At 75.4% G+C, this 16,890-nt stretch carries 14 protein-coding genes; 8 read left to right on the top strand and 6 right to left on the bottom strand.

Features of this window, described 5'->3' with window-relative positions; translation table 11 throughout:
- Positions 1-34: 34 nt before the first annotated feature.
- Positions 35-613, top strand: coding sequence for a GNAT family N-acetyltransferase (locus tag KSE_RS09945; protein WP_014135165.1), 579 nt, complete (start codon positions 35-37; stop codon positions 611-613).
- A gap of 94 nt (positions 614-707) precedes the next feature.
- On the opposite strand, the gene hrpB is transcribed toward KSE_RS09945, so the two are convergent.
- Together hrpB and KSE_RS09935 are read right to left on the bottom strand one after the other, a co-directional pair.
- Positions 708-3,269, bottom strand: coding sequence for an ATP-dependent helicase HrpB (gene hrpB, locus KSE_RS09940; RefSeq protein ID WP_014135164.1), 2,562 nt, complete (start codon positions 3,267-3,269; stop codon positions 708-710).
- Positions 3,270-3,274: 5 nt separating this feature from the next.
- Positions 3,275-4,237 carry a class I SAM-dependent methyltransferase gene (locus tag KSE_RS09935; protein ID WP_014135163.1) on the bottom strand — a complete coding sequence of 321 codons (963 nt, stop codon included), beginning with the start codon at positions 4,235-4,237 and terminating at the stop codon, positions 3,275-3,277.
- A 504-nt stretch (positions 4,238-4,741) separates the two neighbouring features.
- Here KSE_RS09935 and rpsA point away from each other — a divergent pair.
- The 3 genes from rpsA to KSE_RS09920 all read left to right on the top strand — a co-directional run bounded on the left by rpsA (position 4,742) and on the right by KSE_RS09920 (position 9,439).
- On the top strand, positions 4,742-6,232 hold the full coding sequence (rpsA, locus tag KSE_RS09930) for a 30S ribosomal protein S1 (RefSeq protein ID WP_014135162.1): 1,491 nt from the start codon (positions 4,742-4,744) through the stop codon (positions 6,230-6,232).
- 275 nt (positions 6,233-6,507) lie between these two features.
- The gene (locus KSE_RS09925) at positions 6,508-8,784 is read left to right on the top strand and encodes an MMPL family transporter (protein WP_081539364.1); all 2,277 of its coding nucleotides are present in this window, start codon (positions 6,508-6,510) and stop codon (positions 8,782-8,784) included.
- Positions 8,785-8,794: 10 nt separating this feature from the next.
- A complete protein-coding gene (locus tag KSE_RS09920) occupies positions 8,795-9,439 on the top strand; it encodes an MBL fold metallo-hydrolase (RefSeq protein WP_014135160.1) in 645 nt (214 codons plus the stop codon).
- A 45-nt stretch (positions 9,440-9,484) separates the two neighbouring features.
- Here KSE_RS09920 and KSE_RS09915 read toward each other — a convergent pair whose 3' ends face one another.
- Positions 9,485-10,402 carry an alkaline phosphatase family protein gene (locus KSE_RS09915; RefSeq protein ID WP_014135159.1) on the bottom strand — a complete coding sequence of 306 codons (918 nt, stop codon included), beginning with the start codon at positions 10,400-10,402 and terminating at the stop codon, positions 9,485-9,487.
- Positions 10,403-10,660: 258 nt separating this feature from the next.
- Here KSE_RS09915 and coaE point away from each other — a divergent pair, with 258 nt between their 5' ends.
- From coaE to KSE_RS09900, 3 genes are all read left to right on the top strand, one after another.
- A complete protein-coding gene (gene coaE / locus KSE_RS09910; RefSeq protein WP_014135158.1) occupies positions 10,661-11,257 on the top strand; it encodes a dephospho-CoA kinase in 597 nt (198 codons plus the stop codon).
- Positions 11,258-11,685: 428 nt separating this feature from the next.
- Positions 11,686-13,023, top strand: coding sequence for a helix-turn-helix domain-containing protein (locus tag KSE_RS09905; RefSeq protein WP_014135157.1), 1,338 nt, complete (start codon positions 11,686-11,688; stop codon positions 13,021-13,023).
- A gap of 94 nt (positions 13,024-13,117) precedes the next feature.
- Complete coding sequence (locus KSE_RS09900; protein WP_014135156.1) at positions 13,118-13,609, top strand: toll/interleukin-1 receptor domain-containing protein; 492 nt, start codon at positions 13,118-13,120, stop codon at positions 13,607-13,609.
- A gap of 27 nt (positions 13,610-13,636) precedes the next feature.
- On the opposite strand, the gene KSE_RS09895 is transcribed toward KSE_RS09900, so the two are convergent.
- The 3 genes from KSE_RS09895 to soxR form a co-directional block, all read right to left on the bottom strand.
- The gene (locus KSE_RS09895) at positions 13,637-14,512 is read right to left on the bottom strand and encodes a sulfurtransferase (RefSeq protein ID WP_014135155.1); all 876 of its coding nucleotides are present in this window, start codon (positions 14,510-14,512) and stop codon (positions 13,637-13,639) included.
- A gap of 127 nt (positions 14,513-14,639) precedes the next feature.
- On the bottom strand, positions 14,640-15,488 hold the full coding sequence (locus KSE_RS09890) for an SAM-dependent methyltransferase (protein WP_014135154.1): 849 nt from the start codon (positions 15,486-15,488) through the stop codon (positions 14,640-14,642).
- A gap of 91 nt (positions 15,489-15,579) precedes the next feature.
- A complete protein-coding gene (gene soxR / locus KSE_RS09885) occupies positions 15,580-16,101 on the bottom strand; it encodes a redox-sensitive transcriptional activator SoxR (protein ID WP_014135153.1) in 522 nt (173 codons plus the stop codon).
- A gap of 65 nt (positions 16,102-16,166) precedes the next feature.
- On the opposite strand from soxR, the gene KSE_RS09880 reads away from it, so the two are divergent.
- On the top strand, positions 16,167-16,871 hold the full coding sequence (locus KSE_RS09880) for a thiamine pyrophosphate-dependent enzyme (protein WP_014135152.1): 705 nt from the start codon (positions 16,167-16,169) through the stop codon (positions 16,869-16,871).
- The last annotated feature ends 19 nt before the right edge of the window (positions 16,872-16,890 follow it).

Raw genomic sequence — 16,890 nt, 5'->3', positions numbered from 1 at the left:
GCGGGCGTCCGGCCGGTCCGCCGAGACTGGCCGGATGCCCGCCACCACCACCTTCGCCGACAAGCCCACCCTGCTCGGTGCGAAGGTCCTGCTGCGGCCCGTCCGGCCGGAGGAGGACCTCCCGATGCTCCGGGTCATGCTCAACGACCCGGACGTGCTCCGCTACACCTCCGACGCCTACACGCCGGTCGCCCCCGCCTGGGACGAGGCGATGGAACGCCGGATCACCGACTGGTACACCACCCGCAACGACCAGCCCGACCGCCTCGACCTGATCGTCGTCGACCGGGCCACCGGCCGCGGCGTCGGCGAGGTCGTCCTCAACGAGTGGGACGAGCCCAACCGGGCCTGCAACCTGCGGATCGCCCTCGGCCCCGACGGCCGCGACCGCGGCCTCGGCACCGAAGCCGTCCGCCTCCTCACCGACCACGCCCTCCGCGCCCTCGGCCTCAACCGCGTCTCGCTCTCCGTCTACGCCTTCAACGAGCGCGGCCGCCGCGCCTACGAGAAGGCCGGCTTCCAGGTCGAGGGCGTCCGGCGCCAGGTGCTGCGCTGGGGCGACGAGTGGATCGACGACATCGACATGGCCGCCCTCGCCGACCACTGGACCTGACCGGGCCGGACCTGACCGGGCCGCCGTCGGCGCCCGGAGCCCCGCGCCCGGAGCCCCGCGCCCGGAGCCCCGCGCCCGGCGCCGGGACCGGGCGTCACCTGCGCGGGTTGGCCCGGCGGGTGGGTTCGGCGGTGGTCGGGTCCTCGGGCCAGGGGTGGCGCGGGTAGCGGCCGCGCAGGTCGGCGCGGACGGCCCGGTAGCCCTCGCGCCAGAAGCCGGCCAGGTCGCCGGTGACGGCGGCCGGGCGGCCGGCCGGGGAGAGCAGGTGGACGGTCAGCGGGACCCGGCCGCCCGCCAGGGCCGGGGCGGCGGACCAGCCGAACAGCTCCTGGAGCTTCACCGCGAGGACCGGCCGGTCCGGGTCGGTCGCGTAGTCGACCCGGACCCGGCTGCCGCTCGGGACGGTGATCCGCTCCGGGGCGAGTTCGTCCAGCCGTCCGGCCTGGCCGCTCGCCCAGGGCAGCAGGCGCCGCAGCGCGGTCGCGGTGTCGATCCGCTCCAGGTCGGCCCGGCGGCGGGCCCGGGACAGCTCCGGCTCCAGCCACTGCCCGGCGGCGGCCAGCAGCCCGCCGTCCGAGACGTCCGGCCACGGGTCGCCGACCGCCCGGTGCAGGAACGCGAGCCGCTCGCGCAGCCCGCCCGCGGCCGGCGGCCAAGACAGCAGCGCCGAGACGCCCTCCCGCTCCAGGCCCTCCAGCAGCGCGGCCCGCAGCAGCGCCGGGTCGGGCGAGGGGAGCGGCGCCGCCGCCAGCTCGACCGCGCCCAGCGCCTCCACCCGGCGGGCCACCGCCTCGCGCTGCCGCACCGACCAGTGCACCTCCTCGCGGGCCGTCAGCAGCGGCGCGGCGGCCCGCCGGGCCGTCGCCTCGTCGATCGCCACGGCCCGCAGCACCCGGGCCGACGGCGCCCCGGCGGGCCGGTCCGCGACCGCCACCGCCAGCCAGCCGCCGGCCGGCAGCCGCGAACCGGACCCCAGCCGGGCGGCCGTCCCGGACGCCATCAGGTACGCCCCCTCGCCGCGCTCGCCGCGCTCCGCACCCTCCCCGCCCTCCCGGGCCCGGGCCACCCGCTCCGGGTACGCCAGCCCGACCACCAGTCCGGCCGCGACGGCGTCCGACGGGCCGACCGGGCCGGAACCGGGGCCGGAGGCGGTGTCCTCCAGGGCGCGTTCGAGCCGGCGGGTCTCGTCCTTCCAGCGGCGGGCGTACGGGTCGGCGGGGGAGCGGCGGACGGTGCGGTGGATCTCCGCGAGGTCGTCGCCGAGGGCGCGCGGGGGTTCCTCGGAGAGCAGGGCGACGAGTTCGGCGGCGCGCCGGGCGCCGACCGCGGGGGCGCCGTCGAGCAGGGCACGGGCCAGCCGGGGGTGCAGGCCGGTGCGGGCGATGGCGCGGCCGCGCGGGGTGGGGCGGCCGTCCGGGCCGATCGCGGCGAGGGCGCGCAGCACGTCGCGGGCGGCGGCGAGCGCGCCGGGCGGCGGGGCGTCGGGGAGGGTCAGGCCGGTGGCGTCGGGGGCGCCCCAGCAGGCGGCCTGGAGGGCGAAGGAGGTGAGGTCGGCGAGCGCGATCTCGGGGGTGGGGAAGCGGGCGGCGCGGGCGTCCTCGGCCTCGGCCCAGCAGCGGTAGACGGTGCCGGGGGCCTCGCGTCCGGCGCGGCCGGCCCGCTGCCGGGCGGCGGCCAGCGAGGTGCGGACGGTGACCAGCGCGGACAGGCCGCGGGCGTGGTCGGTGCGCGGTTCCCGGGTCAGCCCGGAGTCGACGACGACCCGGACGCCCGGCACCGTCAGCGAGGACTCGGCGACCGAGGTGGCCAGCACCACCCGCCGCCGCTCCCCGGCGGCCAGCGCCGCGTCCTGCACGGCCTGCGGGGCCTGCCCGTGCAGCTGCAGCACCTCGACCCCGTCCGCGCCCAACTGCCCGGCGACCCGGGCGATCTCGCCGACGCCGGGCAGGAAGCACAGCACGTCGCCGTCGCGTTCGGCCAGCGCCCGGCGGACGGTCGCCGCGACGTGCGCGAGCAGCGCCGGGTCGACCCGGGTGCCGTGCGCGGGCCGGACGGCGGTCGGCGGCGGGGCCCAGACCGTCTCGACCGGGTGCGAGACGCCTTCGGCGGCCACCACCGGGGCGCCGTCCAGGAGTTCGGCCCAGGCGGCGGTGTCGGCGGTCGCGGAGGCGAGCAGCAGCCGCAGTTCGGGGCGGAGCGCGGCCCGGACGTCCAGCAGGAAGGCGAGCGCGGTGTCGGCGTCCAGGTGCCGTTCGTGGCACTCGTCGAGCACCACGGCGTCCACGCCGGGCAGTTCGGGGTCGCGTTGCAGGCGCTGCAGCAGGACGCCGGTGGTGACCACCTCGACCCGGGTGCCGGGGCCGGCCCGCCGTTCGCCGCGGACGGTGAACCCGACGGTGCGGCCGACCGGTTCGTCCAGCAGCCAGGCCATCCGGCGGGCCGCCGCCCGGACGGCGAGCCGGCGCGGCTCGGCGACCAGGACGGTGCGCGGGGCGGCCGGCGGGCCGTCGAGCAGCCCGGCCAGGGCGAGCGGCACCAGCGTGGTCTTGCCGGTGCCGGGCGGCGCGGAGAGCACCGCCGAGCCGCCCTCGTCCAGCGCGGCGGCGAGTGCGGGGAGCACGGCGCGGACGGGCAGCTCCAGCCCCCCGGGGCGCACCGCGGTCAGCCGTTCCGGCGGGCGACGAAGATCGCCGTGCCGGGGAAGTGCCGTCCGCGCAGCGGGCTCCAGCCGCCCCACTCCTGCTCCAGCTCCTCGGGCCACTCCGGTTCGACCAGGTCGAGCAGGGTGAACCCGGCGGCGACCAGCTCGCGGACCCGGTCGCCGATCGTGCGGTGGTGCTCGACGTAGGTGGCGACGCCCCGCTCGTCCTGTTCGACGTACGGGGTGCGGTCGAAGTACGAGGAGCTGGCGGTCAGGCCCTCGACGCCGGGCTCGTCCGGGAACGCCCAGCGGATCGGGTGGGTCACCGAGAACACCCAGCGCCCGCCGGGCCGCAGCACCCGGTGCACCTCGCGCGTCAGCCGCGCGGTGTCCGCGCTGAACGGCACCGCGCCGTACGCGGAGCAGGCGTGGTCGAAGGAGCCGTCGGCGAACGGCAGCACCGAGGCGTCGGCCTGCACCACGGCCACCGGCTCCAGGCCGCGGCCCAGGTCGATCCGGCGGGAGTGCTGGAGCTGCCGGTAGGAGATGTCCAGCGCGACCGGGCGGGCGCCCCGGGCGGCCAGCCAGCGCGAGCACTGGGCGGCGCCGGAGCCGACCTCCAGCACGTCGGCGCCCTTGAGCTCGGCCGGGTCGCCGAGCAGCCGGACGTCGGCCTCGTCGACGCCCTCGGGGCACCAGGTGAACCGGTCGTCGCCGAGGAACTCGCCGTGCTCGTCCTGGTAGTCGTCCGCGTTCCGGTCCCACCAGTGCCGGCTGGCCCGGCTCGACTCCTGCTCGCCGGCCTCCCGCCGCAGCGCCTCGTCGCCGTCCTCCTCGTCCTCCCCGTCGTACGCGGAGGGGACGTCGTAGCCGGACGGGTCGTAGCCGGACGGGTCGTGGTCGGCCGGCCGGTCGTCGGGCCGGTCGTCGGGCCGGTCACCGGCCCGGTCGTCGGGGTCGGGGCCGGGGGCGGGGCGGTTCATCGGGGCAGTCACCTGGATCGTCGGGCGGACCGGCGCGGGCCGGGAGCGGGCGGGCCCCCTGGCGGCGGCCGGGGGAGGACGTCAAGTAGGCTATGGGCTTGCGGAAGCGCTGCTGCTGCGGAGCCGGTCCCGTACGGGAACCGGGTCGGGCGGTGGCATCCGGGGAAGGGCCGTTGCTCGGGCCGCCGACAGGCGCGCCGTCGGAGGATATGGCCCGATCCGTCCCGGCCTCTACCGGTCTCGTCGGCTTCGACGTTGACCGTGCCTGGGTGTCCCCGTATGCTACAAGTTGCGCTGCGGGCCTGCGCGCCTCGGACGGAGCAGGTCGCGCTCGCATCTGTCGAAGACCCCACGGTCGTCAGACGGACACCCGGATCCTCCTTCTGTACGGGGAAATCCTCTGGTGGGCCGTTCTCTGGCCTGTACGGCTTTCGGTGGGAGCGATCAGGGCCCTCCGCGTGGCATTACCTACGACTTCATGTCCGTACCGGAGCCCTTTTCCTAATGACGAGCCCCACCGACACCTCTGTCAGCACCACCCCGCAGGTCGCGATCAACGACATCGGCGACGCCGAGGCATTCCTCGCCGCCATCGACGAGACCATCAAGTACTTCAACGATGGCGACATCGTCGAGGGCATCATCGTGAAGGTCGACCGTGACGAGGTGCTCCTCGACATCGGTTACAAGACCGAGGGTGTCATCCCGTCCCGCGAGCTCTCGATCAAGCACGACGTCGACCCGCACGAGGTCGTCAAGGTCGGCGACGAGATCGAGGCCCTGGTTCTCCAGAAGGAGGACAAGGAGGGTCGCCTGATCCTGTCCAAGAAGCGTGCGCAGTACGAGCGCGCCTGGGGCACGATCGAGAAGATCAAGGAAGAGGACGGCATCGTCACCGGTACCGTCATCGAGGTCGTCAAGGGTGGTCTCATCCTCGACATCGGCCTCCGCGGCTTCCTCCCGGCCTCGCTGGTCGAGATGCGCCGCGTCCGCGACCTCCAGCCCTACGTGGGCAAGGAGCTCGAGGCCAAGATCATCGAGCTGGACAAGAACCGCAACAACGTGGTCCTGTCCCGCCGTGCCTGGCTGGAGCAGACCCAGAGCGAGGTCCGCCAGACCTTCCTCACCACCCTGCAGAAGGGCCAGGTGCGCTCCGGCGTCGTCTCCTCGATCGTCAACTTCGGTGCGTTCGTCGACCTCGGCGGCGTCGACGGTCTGGTGCACGTCTCCGAGCTGTCCTGGAAGCACATCGACCACCCGAACGAGGTTGTCGAGGTCGGCCAGGAGGTCACCGTCGAGGTTCTCGACGTGGACATGGACCGCGAGCGCGTCTCCCTGTCGCTGAAGGCGACCCAGGAGGACCCGTGGCAGCAGTTCGCCCGGACCCACCAGATCTCGCAGGTCGTCCCGGGTAAGGTCACCAAGCTGGTTCCGTTCGGTGCGTTCGTCCGCGTGGACGAGGGCATCGAGGGCCTGGTCCACATCTCCGAGCTGGCCGAGCGCCACGTCGAGATCCCGGAGCAGGTCGTCCAGGTCGGCGACGAGATCTTCGTCAAGGTCATCGACATCGACCTCGAGCGCCGCCGCATCAGCCTCTCGCTGAAGCAGGCCAACGAGTCCCTCGGTGCCGACCCGGCGTCGGTCGAGTTCGACCCGACCCTGTACGGCATGGCCGCGTCCTACGACGACCAGGGCAACTACATCTACCCGGAGGGCTTCGACCCCGAGGCGAACGACTGGCTGCCCGGCTTCGAGAAGCAGCGCGAGGAGTGGGAGCGGCAGTACGCCGAGGCCCAGGCCCGCTTCGAGCAGCACCAGGCCCAGGTCATCAAGTCCCGCGAGGCCGACGCCGCTGCCGCGGCCGAGGCCGGCGAGGAGGCCCCGGTCTCCGGCGGCGGCTCGTACTCCTCCAGCAGCGACGAGGGCTCCGGCGCGCTCGCCTCGGACGAGGCCCTGGCCGCGCTCCGCGAGAAGCTGGCCGGCGGCCAGAGCTGAAGCTCCGCGCTTCGGCAGCTGCCTAGCTGACTGAACAGCGACCCCCGCTCAGGATTCCCTGGGCGGGGGTCGCTGTTTCTGCGTTGCCCCGGTCCGCCCCGGTCCGCCCCGGTCCGGTCATCCGGCTGTCCGGTCATCCGGTAGGGAGTGGATAAACAAAGGTGCTTAAGTGGCGTTTATGTGAAGGGAATTGTGAGATGAGGCTCATCGTCCGGCTATAGGACGAAAGCGTGGTGACGCATAGATTGAGGGGACTTGTCCGAAAGGCTCCCCGCATGCGCAGCTCCCGCTCCACCGCAGCAGAGGTCCAGGTCTCCCAGGTTCCCGGCCGGTTGGCCGCCCTGGGGCGAGTGTGTTTCCGGCGTCGTCGTTGGGTGCTGGCGTTCTGGGCGCTGGTGCTCGCGCTGGGGGTGGTGATCGGCGGGCGGGTGTTCGAGGGCTCGGTGGCCGCCACCGGCAGCGGCGGCTCGGAGTCCGCGAAGGGCACGTCGGTCGTGCAGGCCGCCGACCCGGTGCGCGGCACGGTGACCGCGGTGGTGGACGGCCCGGCCGTCGGCGACGCCGGGGTGAAGGCCACGGTCGAGCGGGCCAGTGCCGAGGTGGCGCAGCTGCCGGGCGTGGTCTCGGTGGCCGACACCTACGGGACCGGCGGGCAGCTGACCGCGGGCGACGGCAAGGCGTCGTTGGTGAACGTGCGGATGGCGGACGGGTCGACGGCCAAGCAGCTCGCGGCCGTCACCGACCGGCTGGAGAAGATCGACGCGGACGGCGCGCACACCGTGGTCGGCGGCGACCTGGTGCTCCAGCAGGAGGTCAAGGACCAGACCGCGAAGGACACCCGTTTCGGTGAGATCGTCACGCTGCCGTTGACGCTGATCGTGATGGTGCTGGTGTTCGGCGGGCTGGCCGCGGCGGGCCTGCCCGGCCTCGGGGCGATCGCCTCGGTGGGCGGCGCGCTGCTGGCGATGTTCGGGTTCAGCCGGCTGATGGACATCGACACCTCGGTGCTGCCGATCGCGACCGTGCTCGGCCTGGGCCTGTCGATCGACTACGCGCTGCTGATGGTGAACCGTTTCCGCGAGGAGCGCGGCCACGGCGCGGACATCGCGCAGGCGGTCGAGCGGACCGCGGCCACGGCCGGCCGGACGGTCGCCTTCTCCGGCCTGACCGTGGCGGTCGCGCTGAGCGGCCTGTTCGTGTTCACCAGCCCGGTCTTCCGGGCGGTCGCCGCGGCCGGCGTCAGCGTGGTGGTGATCGCGGTGGCGGCGGCGCTGACCCTGATACCGGCGCTGCTCGGCTTCATGGGCGGGAAGGTCAAGGCGCCGACCGCGCCCGTCCCGGACGAGGGCTTCTTCTCCCGGACGGTGCGCCGGGTCCAGCGCCGGGCGATCCCGGTGATGCTGGCCTGCGTGGCGCTGCTGCTGGCGGCCGGCGCGCCCTTCCTGGGCTCGGAGTTCCGCAACTCCGGCGCCGACGTGCTGCCGAAGAGCTTCGCGTCCCGGCAGGTCGCCGAGACCGTCCAGGCGCGCTTCCCCGACCAGGCCCCGGCCGCCGTGCAGGTGGTGGTCGAGGGCACGCCGCAGCAGGCGCGCGACTACGCGGACCGGGTGGTCGCCGAACTGCCGGGCGTCTCCGGCGTCCGCTCGGTGACGCCGGTCTCGGACGGCGTGCAGACCGTGGACGTCCTGGTCGACGGCGACCCGCAGGGCGCGGCGGCCAAGCAGGTGGTCGGCGAACTGCGGGCGGACCGCGGCGGCCTGGACACCTACGTGACCGGCGACGCCGCCTCGCTGGTGGACTTCCAGCACGAGATCGGCTCGCGCGGCCCGTGGGCGCTCGGCCTGGTCGCGGCCGGGACGCTGGTGCTGCTGTTCCTGATGACCGGCTCGGTGGTGCTGCCGGTGAAGGCGCTGCTGATGAACGTCCTCTCGCTCGGGGCGTCGCTGGGCGCGCTGACCCTGGTGTTCCAGCACGGCTACTTCAGCTCGCTGCTCGGCTTCACGCCGACCGGCGGCCTGGAGACGGTGATCCCGGTGCTGGTGTTCGCCTTCGCGTTCGGACTGTCGATGGACTACGAGGTGTTCCTGCTCGCCCGGATCAAGGAACTGCACGACCAGGGCCACGACTGCGCGAAGTCGGTGGAACTCGGCCTGCAGCGCAGCGGCCGGATCATCACCTCGGCCGGACTGCTGATGGTGATCGTGTTCGCCGGGTTCGCCGCCGGGCAGATGCTCATGGTCAAGCAGATGGGCATCGCGCTGGCCGTCGCCGTCGCCGTGGACGCCACCCTGGTCCGCACCCTGCTGGTGCCCGCCACCATGACGCTGTTCGGCCGGCTCAACTGGTGGGCGCCCGCCCCGCTGCGCCGCCTGCACCGGGTGATCGGCCTGGACGAGCACGTCGAACTCCCGCCGCTGCGCCCGGCCGTCCTGCCCGCGCCGCGCCCGGTGGAGCCGCTCGAACCGGCGCGGCCGCTCGACCCGGCGGAGCCGGGCGACCCGGCGAAGCGGCGGGACCAGGTGGAGCCGCTCGACCTGGTGGGCGCGCCGTAGGCTGGGAGGCATGCGACTGACGAAGTTCGGCCACGCCTGCGTCCGGATCGAGCACGCGGAGGGCGCGGTGCTGATCGACCCCGGCATGTTCAGCGGCCCCGAGGTGGTGGCGGGCGTGAACGCCCTGCTGATCACCCACGAGCACGCCGACCACTTCACCGAGCAGCAGGTCCGGGCCGCCGTCGAGGCCAACCCGGGCCTGCGGGTGTACACCAACTCCTCGGTGGCCCGGCAGCTCGACGGCATCGGCGCCAAGGTCACCGTGGTCGGCGACGGCGACGCGTTCGACCTGGACGGGCTGCCGGTGACGGTGCACGGCGAGTGGCACGCCGAGATCCACCCCGACATCCCGCGGATCCCTAACATCGGCTTCCTGCTCGGCGGCCGGGCCTTCCACCCCGGCGACGCGCTGACCGTCCCGCCGGACACCGTCGACACCCTGCTGCTGCCGCTCGGCGCGCCCTGGCTGCGGGCCGGCGAACTCGTCGACTACCTGCGCGACGCCCGGCCCCGGCAGGCGGTGGCGATCCACGAGGCGACGCTCAGCGACGCCGGCCAGGCCGTCCACGGCCGGCTGCTCGGCCCGCAGGGGCCCGGCACCGGCGGCGTGGAGTACCGGACGCTGGCGGCCGGGGAGTCCCTCGAACTGGTCTGACCCGCACCGCGCCGCACCGCGCCCGGGCCCCGGGCGCGGACCCGGTCAGGACGCGGGCACCGGCTCCGCCGCCGGTTCCGCCGGTTCCGCCGGGGCGACGGTCGGGAACGGCCGCCCGTCCAGCGTCCAGTGCGGGTCCGGGACGATCTCCAGCGCCGCGTACACGTGCGCCGCGACGTCGGTGTGGTGCAGCGGGCCGGGCGGCGGTGCGCCCGGGGTGATGCCGGGGCCGCTGGCGGCGATCCACGCGGTGCGCTCCAGGGTGCTGCGGCCTCCGTGGCCGCCCGCGTCGACGTGGCCGTGGTCGGTGACCACGATGACCGTCCACTGCTCGTCCCGGTGGGTCGGGCGGGCCCGCAGCGCGGCGAGCAGCCGGCCCAGCCGGGCGTCCGCGGTCTCCACGGCCCGCCGGTAGTCCGCCCCGCAGCCCCGGAAGTGCGCGGTCTCGTCGACCGCGCCCAGGTAGACGAAGGACGCCTGCGGGTCGTCGTCCGAGCGCCCCAGCACGTACTCGGCCTCGGCGGTGACCCGCTCGTCGCACACCTCCCAGGCTTCCGGGGTGTCCTCCAGCGGCGCGATGTACGCGAGCCGGCCGGGCGCGGCGAACAGCGGGCCGCCGTCGCGGGCCAGGAACAGCGGCTCCCAGCCGCCGGCCGCGAAGGTGCGGCGGCGGTGCGCCGCGGCCAGCCGGGTGGTGAAGTCCGGGAAGACGTCGAGCCGGTTCCCGCCCAGGTGGTTGCCGTACACGCCGTGCTTGGCCGGGCCGACACCGGTCACGATCGTCGCCCAGCACGGTCCGGACATGGTCGGGGTGACGTCGTCGACCTCCACCGGGGCGAGGAAGCCGGCCGCGGCGACCGCGTCCAGGTGCGGGGTGCGCAGGTCGGGCAGCAGGTCGAGGCGGACACCGTCGATGCCGACGACCAGGACCCGGCGCGGGCCGGCGGGCCAGAGGGTGGACACGGGAGAGCTCCGATGCGGTTCGGGATCCGGGGCTCGGGGGCTCGGGGCTCGGGGGCCCGGATCCGGGGTTCGGGGGAGGGACTCGGGCACCATAGACGGCCGCCCGGGGGCCGGAAAGCTGTCCGGACAACCCGGCCCAGGCGCCGCAAGGGGCCGCCGCCGGAGAGTTCCCGCGAAGTTCGCCCGCCGTTCGCCGCCGTCCTCCCGCCGACCCGGGCCCCCGCCGCCCCGCCGGGTACGGGCCGGTAACCTGGCGGCATGCTGAGGATCGGACTGACCGGTGGGATCGGCGCGGGCAAGAGCGAGGTCTCCCGCCAACTGGCCGCGCACGGCGCGGTGATCGTCGACTCGGACGTGATCGCCCGCGAGGTGGTCGCCCCCGGGACGCCCGGACTGGCCGCCGTCACCGCCGAGTTCGGGCCCGGCGTGCTGCTCCCCGACGGCGCCCTGGACCGCCCCGCGCTCGGCCGGATCGTCTTCGCCGACCCGGCCCGGCTGGCGGCGCTGAACGCCATCGTCCACCCGCTGGTCCGGGCCCGCTCCGCCGAACTGGAAGCCGCCGCCGGGCCGGACGCGGTCGTCGTGCACGACGTCCCGCTGCTCGCCGAGAACGGCCTCGCCCCGCTGTACGACCTGGTCGTCGTGATCGACGTCCCGGACGGTCAGCGGCTGCGCCGCCTGGTCGACCTGCGCGGCATGGCCGAGGACGAGGCCCGCGCCCGGATGGCCGCCCAGGCCACCCGGGAGGACCGCCTCGCGGTCGCCGACCTGGTCCTCGACAACAGCGGCGACCTGCCCGAACTCACCGCCCGCGTCGACGCGTTGTGGCAGGAGCTGGAGCGCCGCCGGGGCTAGCCGACAGCCGACAGCCGACCGGCGGTCAGCAGGTGCGGATCGACCGGGCCGGGCCGGGCCGCACTCGACGCCGTGCGCGCTTGGCGGGCAGGGCGCTTCTCTGCTCCGCGTGCGGTCGGAGGAAGGCTGACGACCGGAATGAAGCACTCACATAACGGCCCGTCAATTTCCTTTGCAGGCAAGAGAGTCGGCGAGGAGGGGCCGGGCTGGCCGGGGTTCTGCGCCGCCGCCGCCCGTCGCCCGCCGCCGGGTGGCGGCGGGGCAACCCGGTGTCCTGCCAGCGGAATTGGCAACGGGAAACCGCTCCGTAACGCTCCGGAAGCGATCAGTCGCATGCCAAGATTCCCTCTGGGCGCCGGGGAGCGCCCCGAATCGAACCTCCCGTGCACCCGTGTGTGCCTGGGACGTAGCCCAGGGGGTGCTTTGCCATGCTCGCGTCTCATCGCTTCGGGGTCGAACTGCGCCGGCTGCGCGAGCAACACGGCCTCTCGCTCGACGGCCTCGCCCGGCAACTCAGCTACAGCAAGGGCTACTTGAGCAAGGTCGAGAGCGGCCAGCGGAGGGCCTCGCAGGAGCTCGCCCGCCGCTGCGACGCCCTGCTCGGCGCCGAGGGCCGCCTCCAGCAGCTCGCCGCCCGCCCCGCGCCGGCCCCCCGCCCCGACCCCGCCCGCACCACCCCTCCCGCCCCCGGCCCCCACCCGCACGACGGCCACCCGTACGCGGCCGGGGCCGCCGGCTACACCGCCGAGCATCCCGGGCGGCGCGAGAGCCTGCCGTTCGCCGCGCTCCCGGCGCCGTCCGGGTACCCCGGGCTCCCCGCGCTTCCCGCCGCGGAGCTCCTCGGCGCCCTGCTGCCGCAGCGCCCCACCGCGCTCGACCCCGGCGTCCCCGCCCTGCTGCGCGAGCAGCTCGTCCAGTACCGGGCGCTCGGCCAGCAGCTCGACCCGGTGCTGCTGGTGCCCGCCCTGCAGATGCAGAGCGAGACCGCCGTCCGGATCGCGCTGCGCTGCGACGGCCGCACCCGCGCCGAACTGCTGCTGATCGCCGCCCACTTCATCGAGTTCGGCGGGTGGATGGCGCAGGAGGCCGGCGACCGGCACACCGCCCTCGCGTACACCGAGCGGGCCGTCGAACTCGCCCGGGCCGGCGGCAACCGGCAGCTGGCCGGCTACGCGCTGGTCCGCCGCGCGCTGGTCACCTTCTACGCCGGGGACGCCGCCGCCACCGTCGCGCTCGCCGCCGCCGCCCAGGACCGCCGCCTGCGCCCCCGGATCCGCGGCCTCGCCGCGCTCCGCGAAGCCCAGGGCCACGCCCTCGGCGGCGACCGCGGCCGCTGCCTGCGCGCCCTGGAGCGCGCCGAGGTGCTGCTCGCCACCGCCGCCGCCGACCACGACGGCGGCCCGACGATCGGCAGCAGCCACATCGCCGACCCGGCCGCGATGACCACCGGCTGGTGCCTGTTCGACCTCGGCCACGCCCGACGCGCCGCCGAGATCCTCGACCGCGAGCACGCCCGCATCCCGCTGCGCGCCACCCGGGCCCGGGTCCGCTACGGGCTGCGCCGCGCCCTGGCGCACGCCGCCGCGGGCGAGGCCGAGCACGCCTGCGCGGTGGCCGCCGAACAGCTCGGCGGTCTCGGCGACGTGCCCTCCGCGACGGTCACCGGCGACCTGCGCCGGCTCGACCGCGAACTGCGCCGTTTCCGGGCCAACCGGGCGGTCCGCGAGTTCCAGCCCGTCCTGCTCGCGGCGATCACCGGCTGCTGAGGGCCCGCGGCGCCGTCGCGCCGCGCACCACCGTTTCCCCTTTCCCGGCCGGGACCACCGGCGGGACACCCCCGCGCAGAGAGGTCGACGCACCATGCCCGCGATCTTCGTGAACTACCGTACCGGCGACCAGGAAGCGGTCGCCGCCCTGCTCGACCACGGACTGTCCTACCGGTTCGGCAGTGAGCGGGTGTTCCGGGCGAGCAAGTCCATCGCCCCCGGCAGCCGCTACCCGCAGGAGCTCATCGCCGGGGTCCGCAACTGCGCGGTGCTGCTCGCCGTGGTCGGCCCGCGCTGGTTCGACGTCCAGGGCCGCGACGGCCGCCCCGCGGTCGAGGATCCCGAGGACTGGCCGCGCCGCGAGATCGCCGAGGCGTTCGCGGTCGGCGCCCTGGTCATCCCGGTCCTGGTCGGCGACACCCCCAGACTCCGCCCCGAACGCCTCCCCGAACCGCTCGCCGCCCTCGCCGACTGTCAGCACCGCCGCCTCGACCTGCGCACCTCCCACACCGACCTCACCCGGATCGCCGACGAACTCGCCGCGCTCATACCGGAACTGGCCGCGCACGACACGGCGGTCCGCTAGCCGCCGGGCGGCCGGCCGGCCGGCCGCTCAGCCGAGGGCCACCGGGAGGCCGCTGTCCGGGTGGCCCCACTCGGCCCAGGAGCCGTCGTAGACCGCGGGGGAGGGGTGGCCGGCCAGGTGGGCGGCGAAGGCGAGGACGCAGGCGGTGACGCCGGAGCCGCAGGAGGCGACGAGCCGGTCGCGGTCGGCCGTCGCGGTGGCGAGCCGGTCGCGGAGGGCCGGGAGCGGCAGGTAGCGGCCGTCCGGGGCGAGCAGGTCGGTGAAGGGCAGGCTGGTGGAGCCGGGCAGGTGGCCGCGGCGCAGGTGGGGGCGGGGTTCGGGGGCGGCGCCGGTGTAGCGGTCGTGGGCGCGGGCGTCCAGGACGGCGGTGCCGGGGTCGGCGAGGGCCGCGGCGACCGCGTCCCGGTCGGCGAACAGGCCGGGGCGCGGCCGGGCGGTGAAGTCGCCGGCCGGGCCGGTGTACGCGGGCGCGGTGGGGTCGACGGGGTGTCCGGCGGCCCGCCAGGCGGGCAGGCCGCCGTCCAGGACGGCGGCCCGGTCGTGGCCGAGGGCGCGCAGCATCCACCAGGCGCGCGGCGCGGAGTAGACGCCCGCGCCGTCGTACACGACGACGGTGGAGCGGTCGTCGACGCCGAGGGCGCGCAGTTCGCGCTGCAGGTCGGCGGGGGCCGGCAGGGTGTGCGGCAGCGGGGAGGCCGGGTCGGAGAGCGGCCCGTCGAGGTCGAAGGGCCGGGCGCCGGGGATCCGGGCCGGGGCGTGCCGGTGCGGGCCGACGCCCGCGTCCAGGACGACCACTCCGGGCCGGCCGAGCCGGGCGGCCAGCCACCCGGCGTCGACCAGCGGCGGCACGGCGGACGGCGGCACGGCGGACGGCAGCGGTGCGGACGGCGGTGCGGTGCTCATGCGGCGGGCGCCCCTCTCGGTACACGGACCGCCCATGATCGCACCGCCGCGCCGCGCCGCGCCGCGCCGCGTACCGCCCCGGCCGCGCCCCCGCTCGCGTCCGCCCCGACCCGCCCCACCCCGTCCGTCAGGGCTTGCGGCCGACGCCCGCCCAGATCGCGACCTGGGCGTCGGTGTCCAGCGGTTCCTGGTCGGGCCGCCAGAGCGGGGCGGTGACCAGGCCGGGCTCCAGCAGTTCGAGGCCGTCGAAGAAGCGCAGCACCTGCTCGCGGCTGCGCAGGCTGAGCTGGGCGGTCGCGTTCCGGTAGGCGTCGGGGCCCTTGTCGACGTCCTGCGGCGGCATGAAGTCGGCGGTGCCGTGCGAGAGGGCGAGGTAGCTGCCGGAGGGCAGCGCGTCGACCAGGGTGCGGACGATGGCGTACGGGTCGTCGGCCTCGTCGATGAAGTGCAGGATCGCGAACAGCTGGAGGGCGACCGGCTGTTCGAGGTCGAGCAGCTCGCGGACGGCCGGGTCGGCCAGGATCGCCTTGGGTTCGCGCAGGTCGGCCTGGAGGACGCTGACGCTGCCGGGCCGGGCGCCGGCCAGCAGGGCGCGGCCGTGCACCAGCACGATCGGGTCGTTGTCGAGGTAGGCGACCCGCGCGGCCGGGTCGACGGCCTGGGCGATCTCGTGGGTGTTCCCGGCGGACGGGATGCCGGTGCCGATGTCGAGGAACTGGCGCACGCCCCGCTCGGCGAGCACGCGCACGGCGCGCTGCAGGAAGGCCCGGTTGGCCCGGGCGCTGATCCGCACCAGCGGGCTGAGCGAGATGACCTGTTCGGCGGCGGCCCGGTCGGCGGGGAAGTTGTCCTTGCCGCCGAGGTAGTAGTCGTACATCCGGGCCGGGTGCGGGATCTCGGGGCGCAGCTCGGCGGACGGCGGCGGGCTGTGGTCGCCGGACATCCAGTCGAGCCCGATGTCCTGATGGTCGGTCATGTCTGGCTCCCCCGTTGGTGGAACGCGCTTCCTGACCGGCAGCATAGACGGCCGCTCCGGGCCTGTGGCGGGGGGCCGGGAAAGAAGTGGATCAGTCCCCCGGTGCGGGCTCGGGCCCGGGCCCGGCTTCGGGCCCGGGGCCGACCTCGGGGCCGCTGTCCGGTTCGCGGGTGAGCAGGTAGCAGGGGCCGGGGCCCTGGGCGGCGGCCCGGTCGCCCGCGTTGTACAGGGCGCAGCGGGTCAGGGAGAGGCAGCCGCAGCCGATGCATTCGGTCAACTTGTCGCGCATCAGATGGAGTTCGTCGATCTGCTGGTCGATGCGCTGCTGCCAGGTGACGGCCACGTCGTCCCACTCGCGGCTGCTGGGGGCGCGGTCGTGCGGGAGCCGGTCCAGGGCGGCGCGGGCCTCCTCCAGGCTGAGGCCGACCTGCTGGGCGGCCCGGACGAAGGCGATCCGGCGCAGTTCGACGCGCGGGTAGCGGCGCTGGTTGCCGGCGGTGCGGGTGGAGTGGATCAGTCCGAGGCTCTCGTAGTAGCGCAGCGCGGAGGTGGCCAGGCCGCTGCGCTCGGCGAGTTGGCCGATGCTGAGGAGGTCGTGCCGGGAGGGGGCCATGGCCCGAGGGTACCCGGGCGGGCCCGCTTGACTTCAAGCGCGCTTGAAGTTGGACGCTGTTCCCCATGACGAGCGAAGCGATCCGCACGACGGGCGGGTACACCGACCTGCCGCACCTGATCTCGCTGATGGCGGGCGACGAGAAGCACTCCCCGGCCGCGCACTCCACCCTGGACGCGCTCTGGGTCCTCTACGACCGGGTGCTGAACGCCCACCCGGGCAACGCGGACGCGCAGGACCGCGACCGGTTCCTGCTCTCCAAGGGCCACGGCCCGATGGCGTACTACGCGGTGCTCGCCGCGAAGGGCTTCTTCCCGACCGAGCTGCTGCGCGGCTTCGGCGGGTACGACTCGCCACTGGGCCACCACCCGAACCGGCTGCTGGTGCCCGGCGCGGAGATCGGCTCCGGCTCGCTCGGGCACGGCCTGCCGCTCGCGGTGGGCACGGCGCTGGGCCTGCGGGCGCAGGGCCTGTCCGGTCCGGCGGTGTGGGTGCTGATCGGCGACGCCGAGTTCGACGAGGGCTCCAACCACGAGGCGGTGGCCTTCGCCGGCGCGGTCGGCCTGGACCGGCTGCACGTCGTGGTGATCGACAACTCCTCGGCCACGCACGGCTGGAGCGGCGGCATCGCGGCCCGCTTCGCCGGCGCGGGCTGGTCGACGGCCACCGTCGACGGCCGCGACCACGAGGAGCTGTACCGGGCGTACACCGCCCCGCACCAGGGCCGGCCGCACGTCGTGGTGGCCCGCACCGAATCCAAGAACAGCTGACCACCGGGGGAGTGGAGAC

Origin of the sequence: Kitasatospora setae KM-6054, assembly GCF_000269985.1 — a bacterium.
GTDB classification, from domain to species: Bacteria; Actinomycetota; Actinomycetes; order Streptomycetales; family Streptomycetaceae; genus Kitasatospora; species Kitasatospora setae.
Note: the sequence above shows the minus strand (reverse complement) of the source record. Positions and strands in the feature narration are given on the sequence as shown.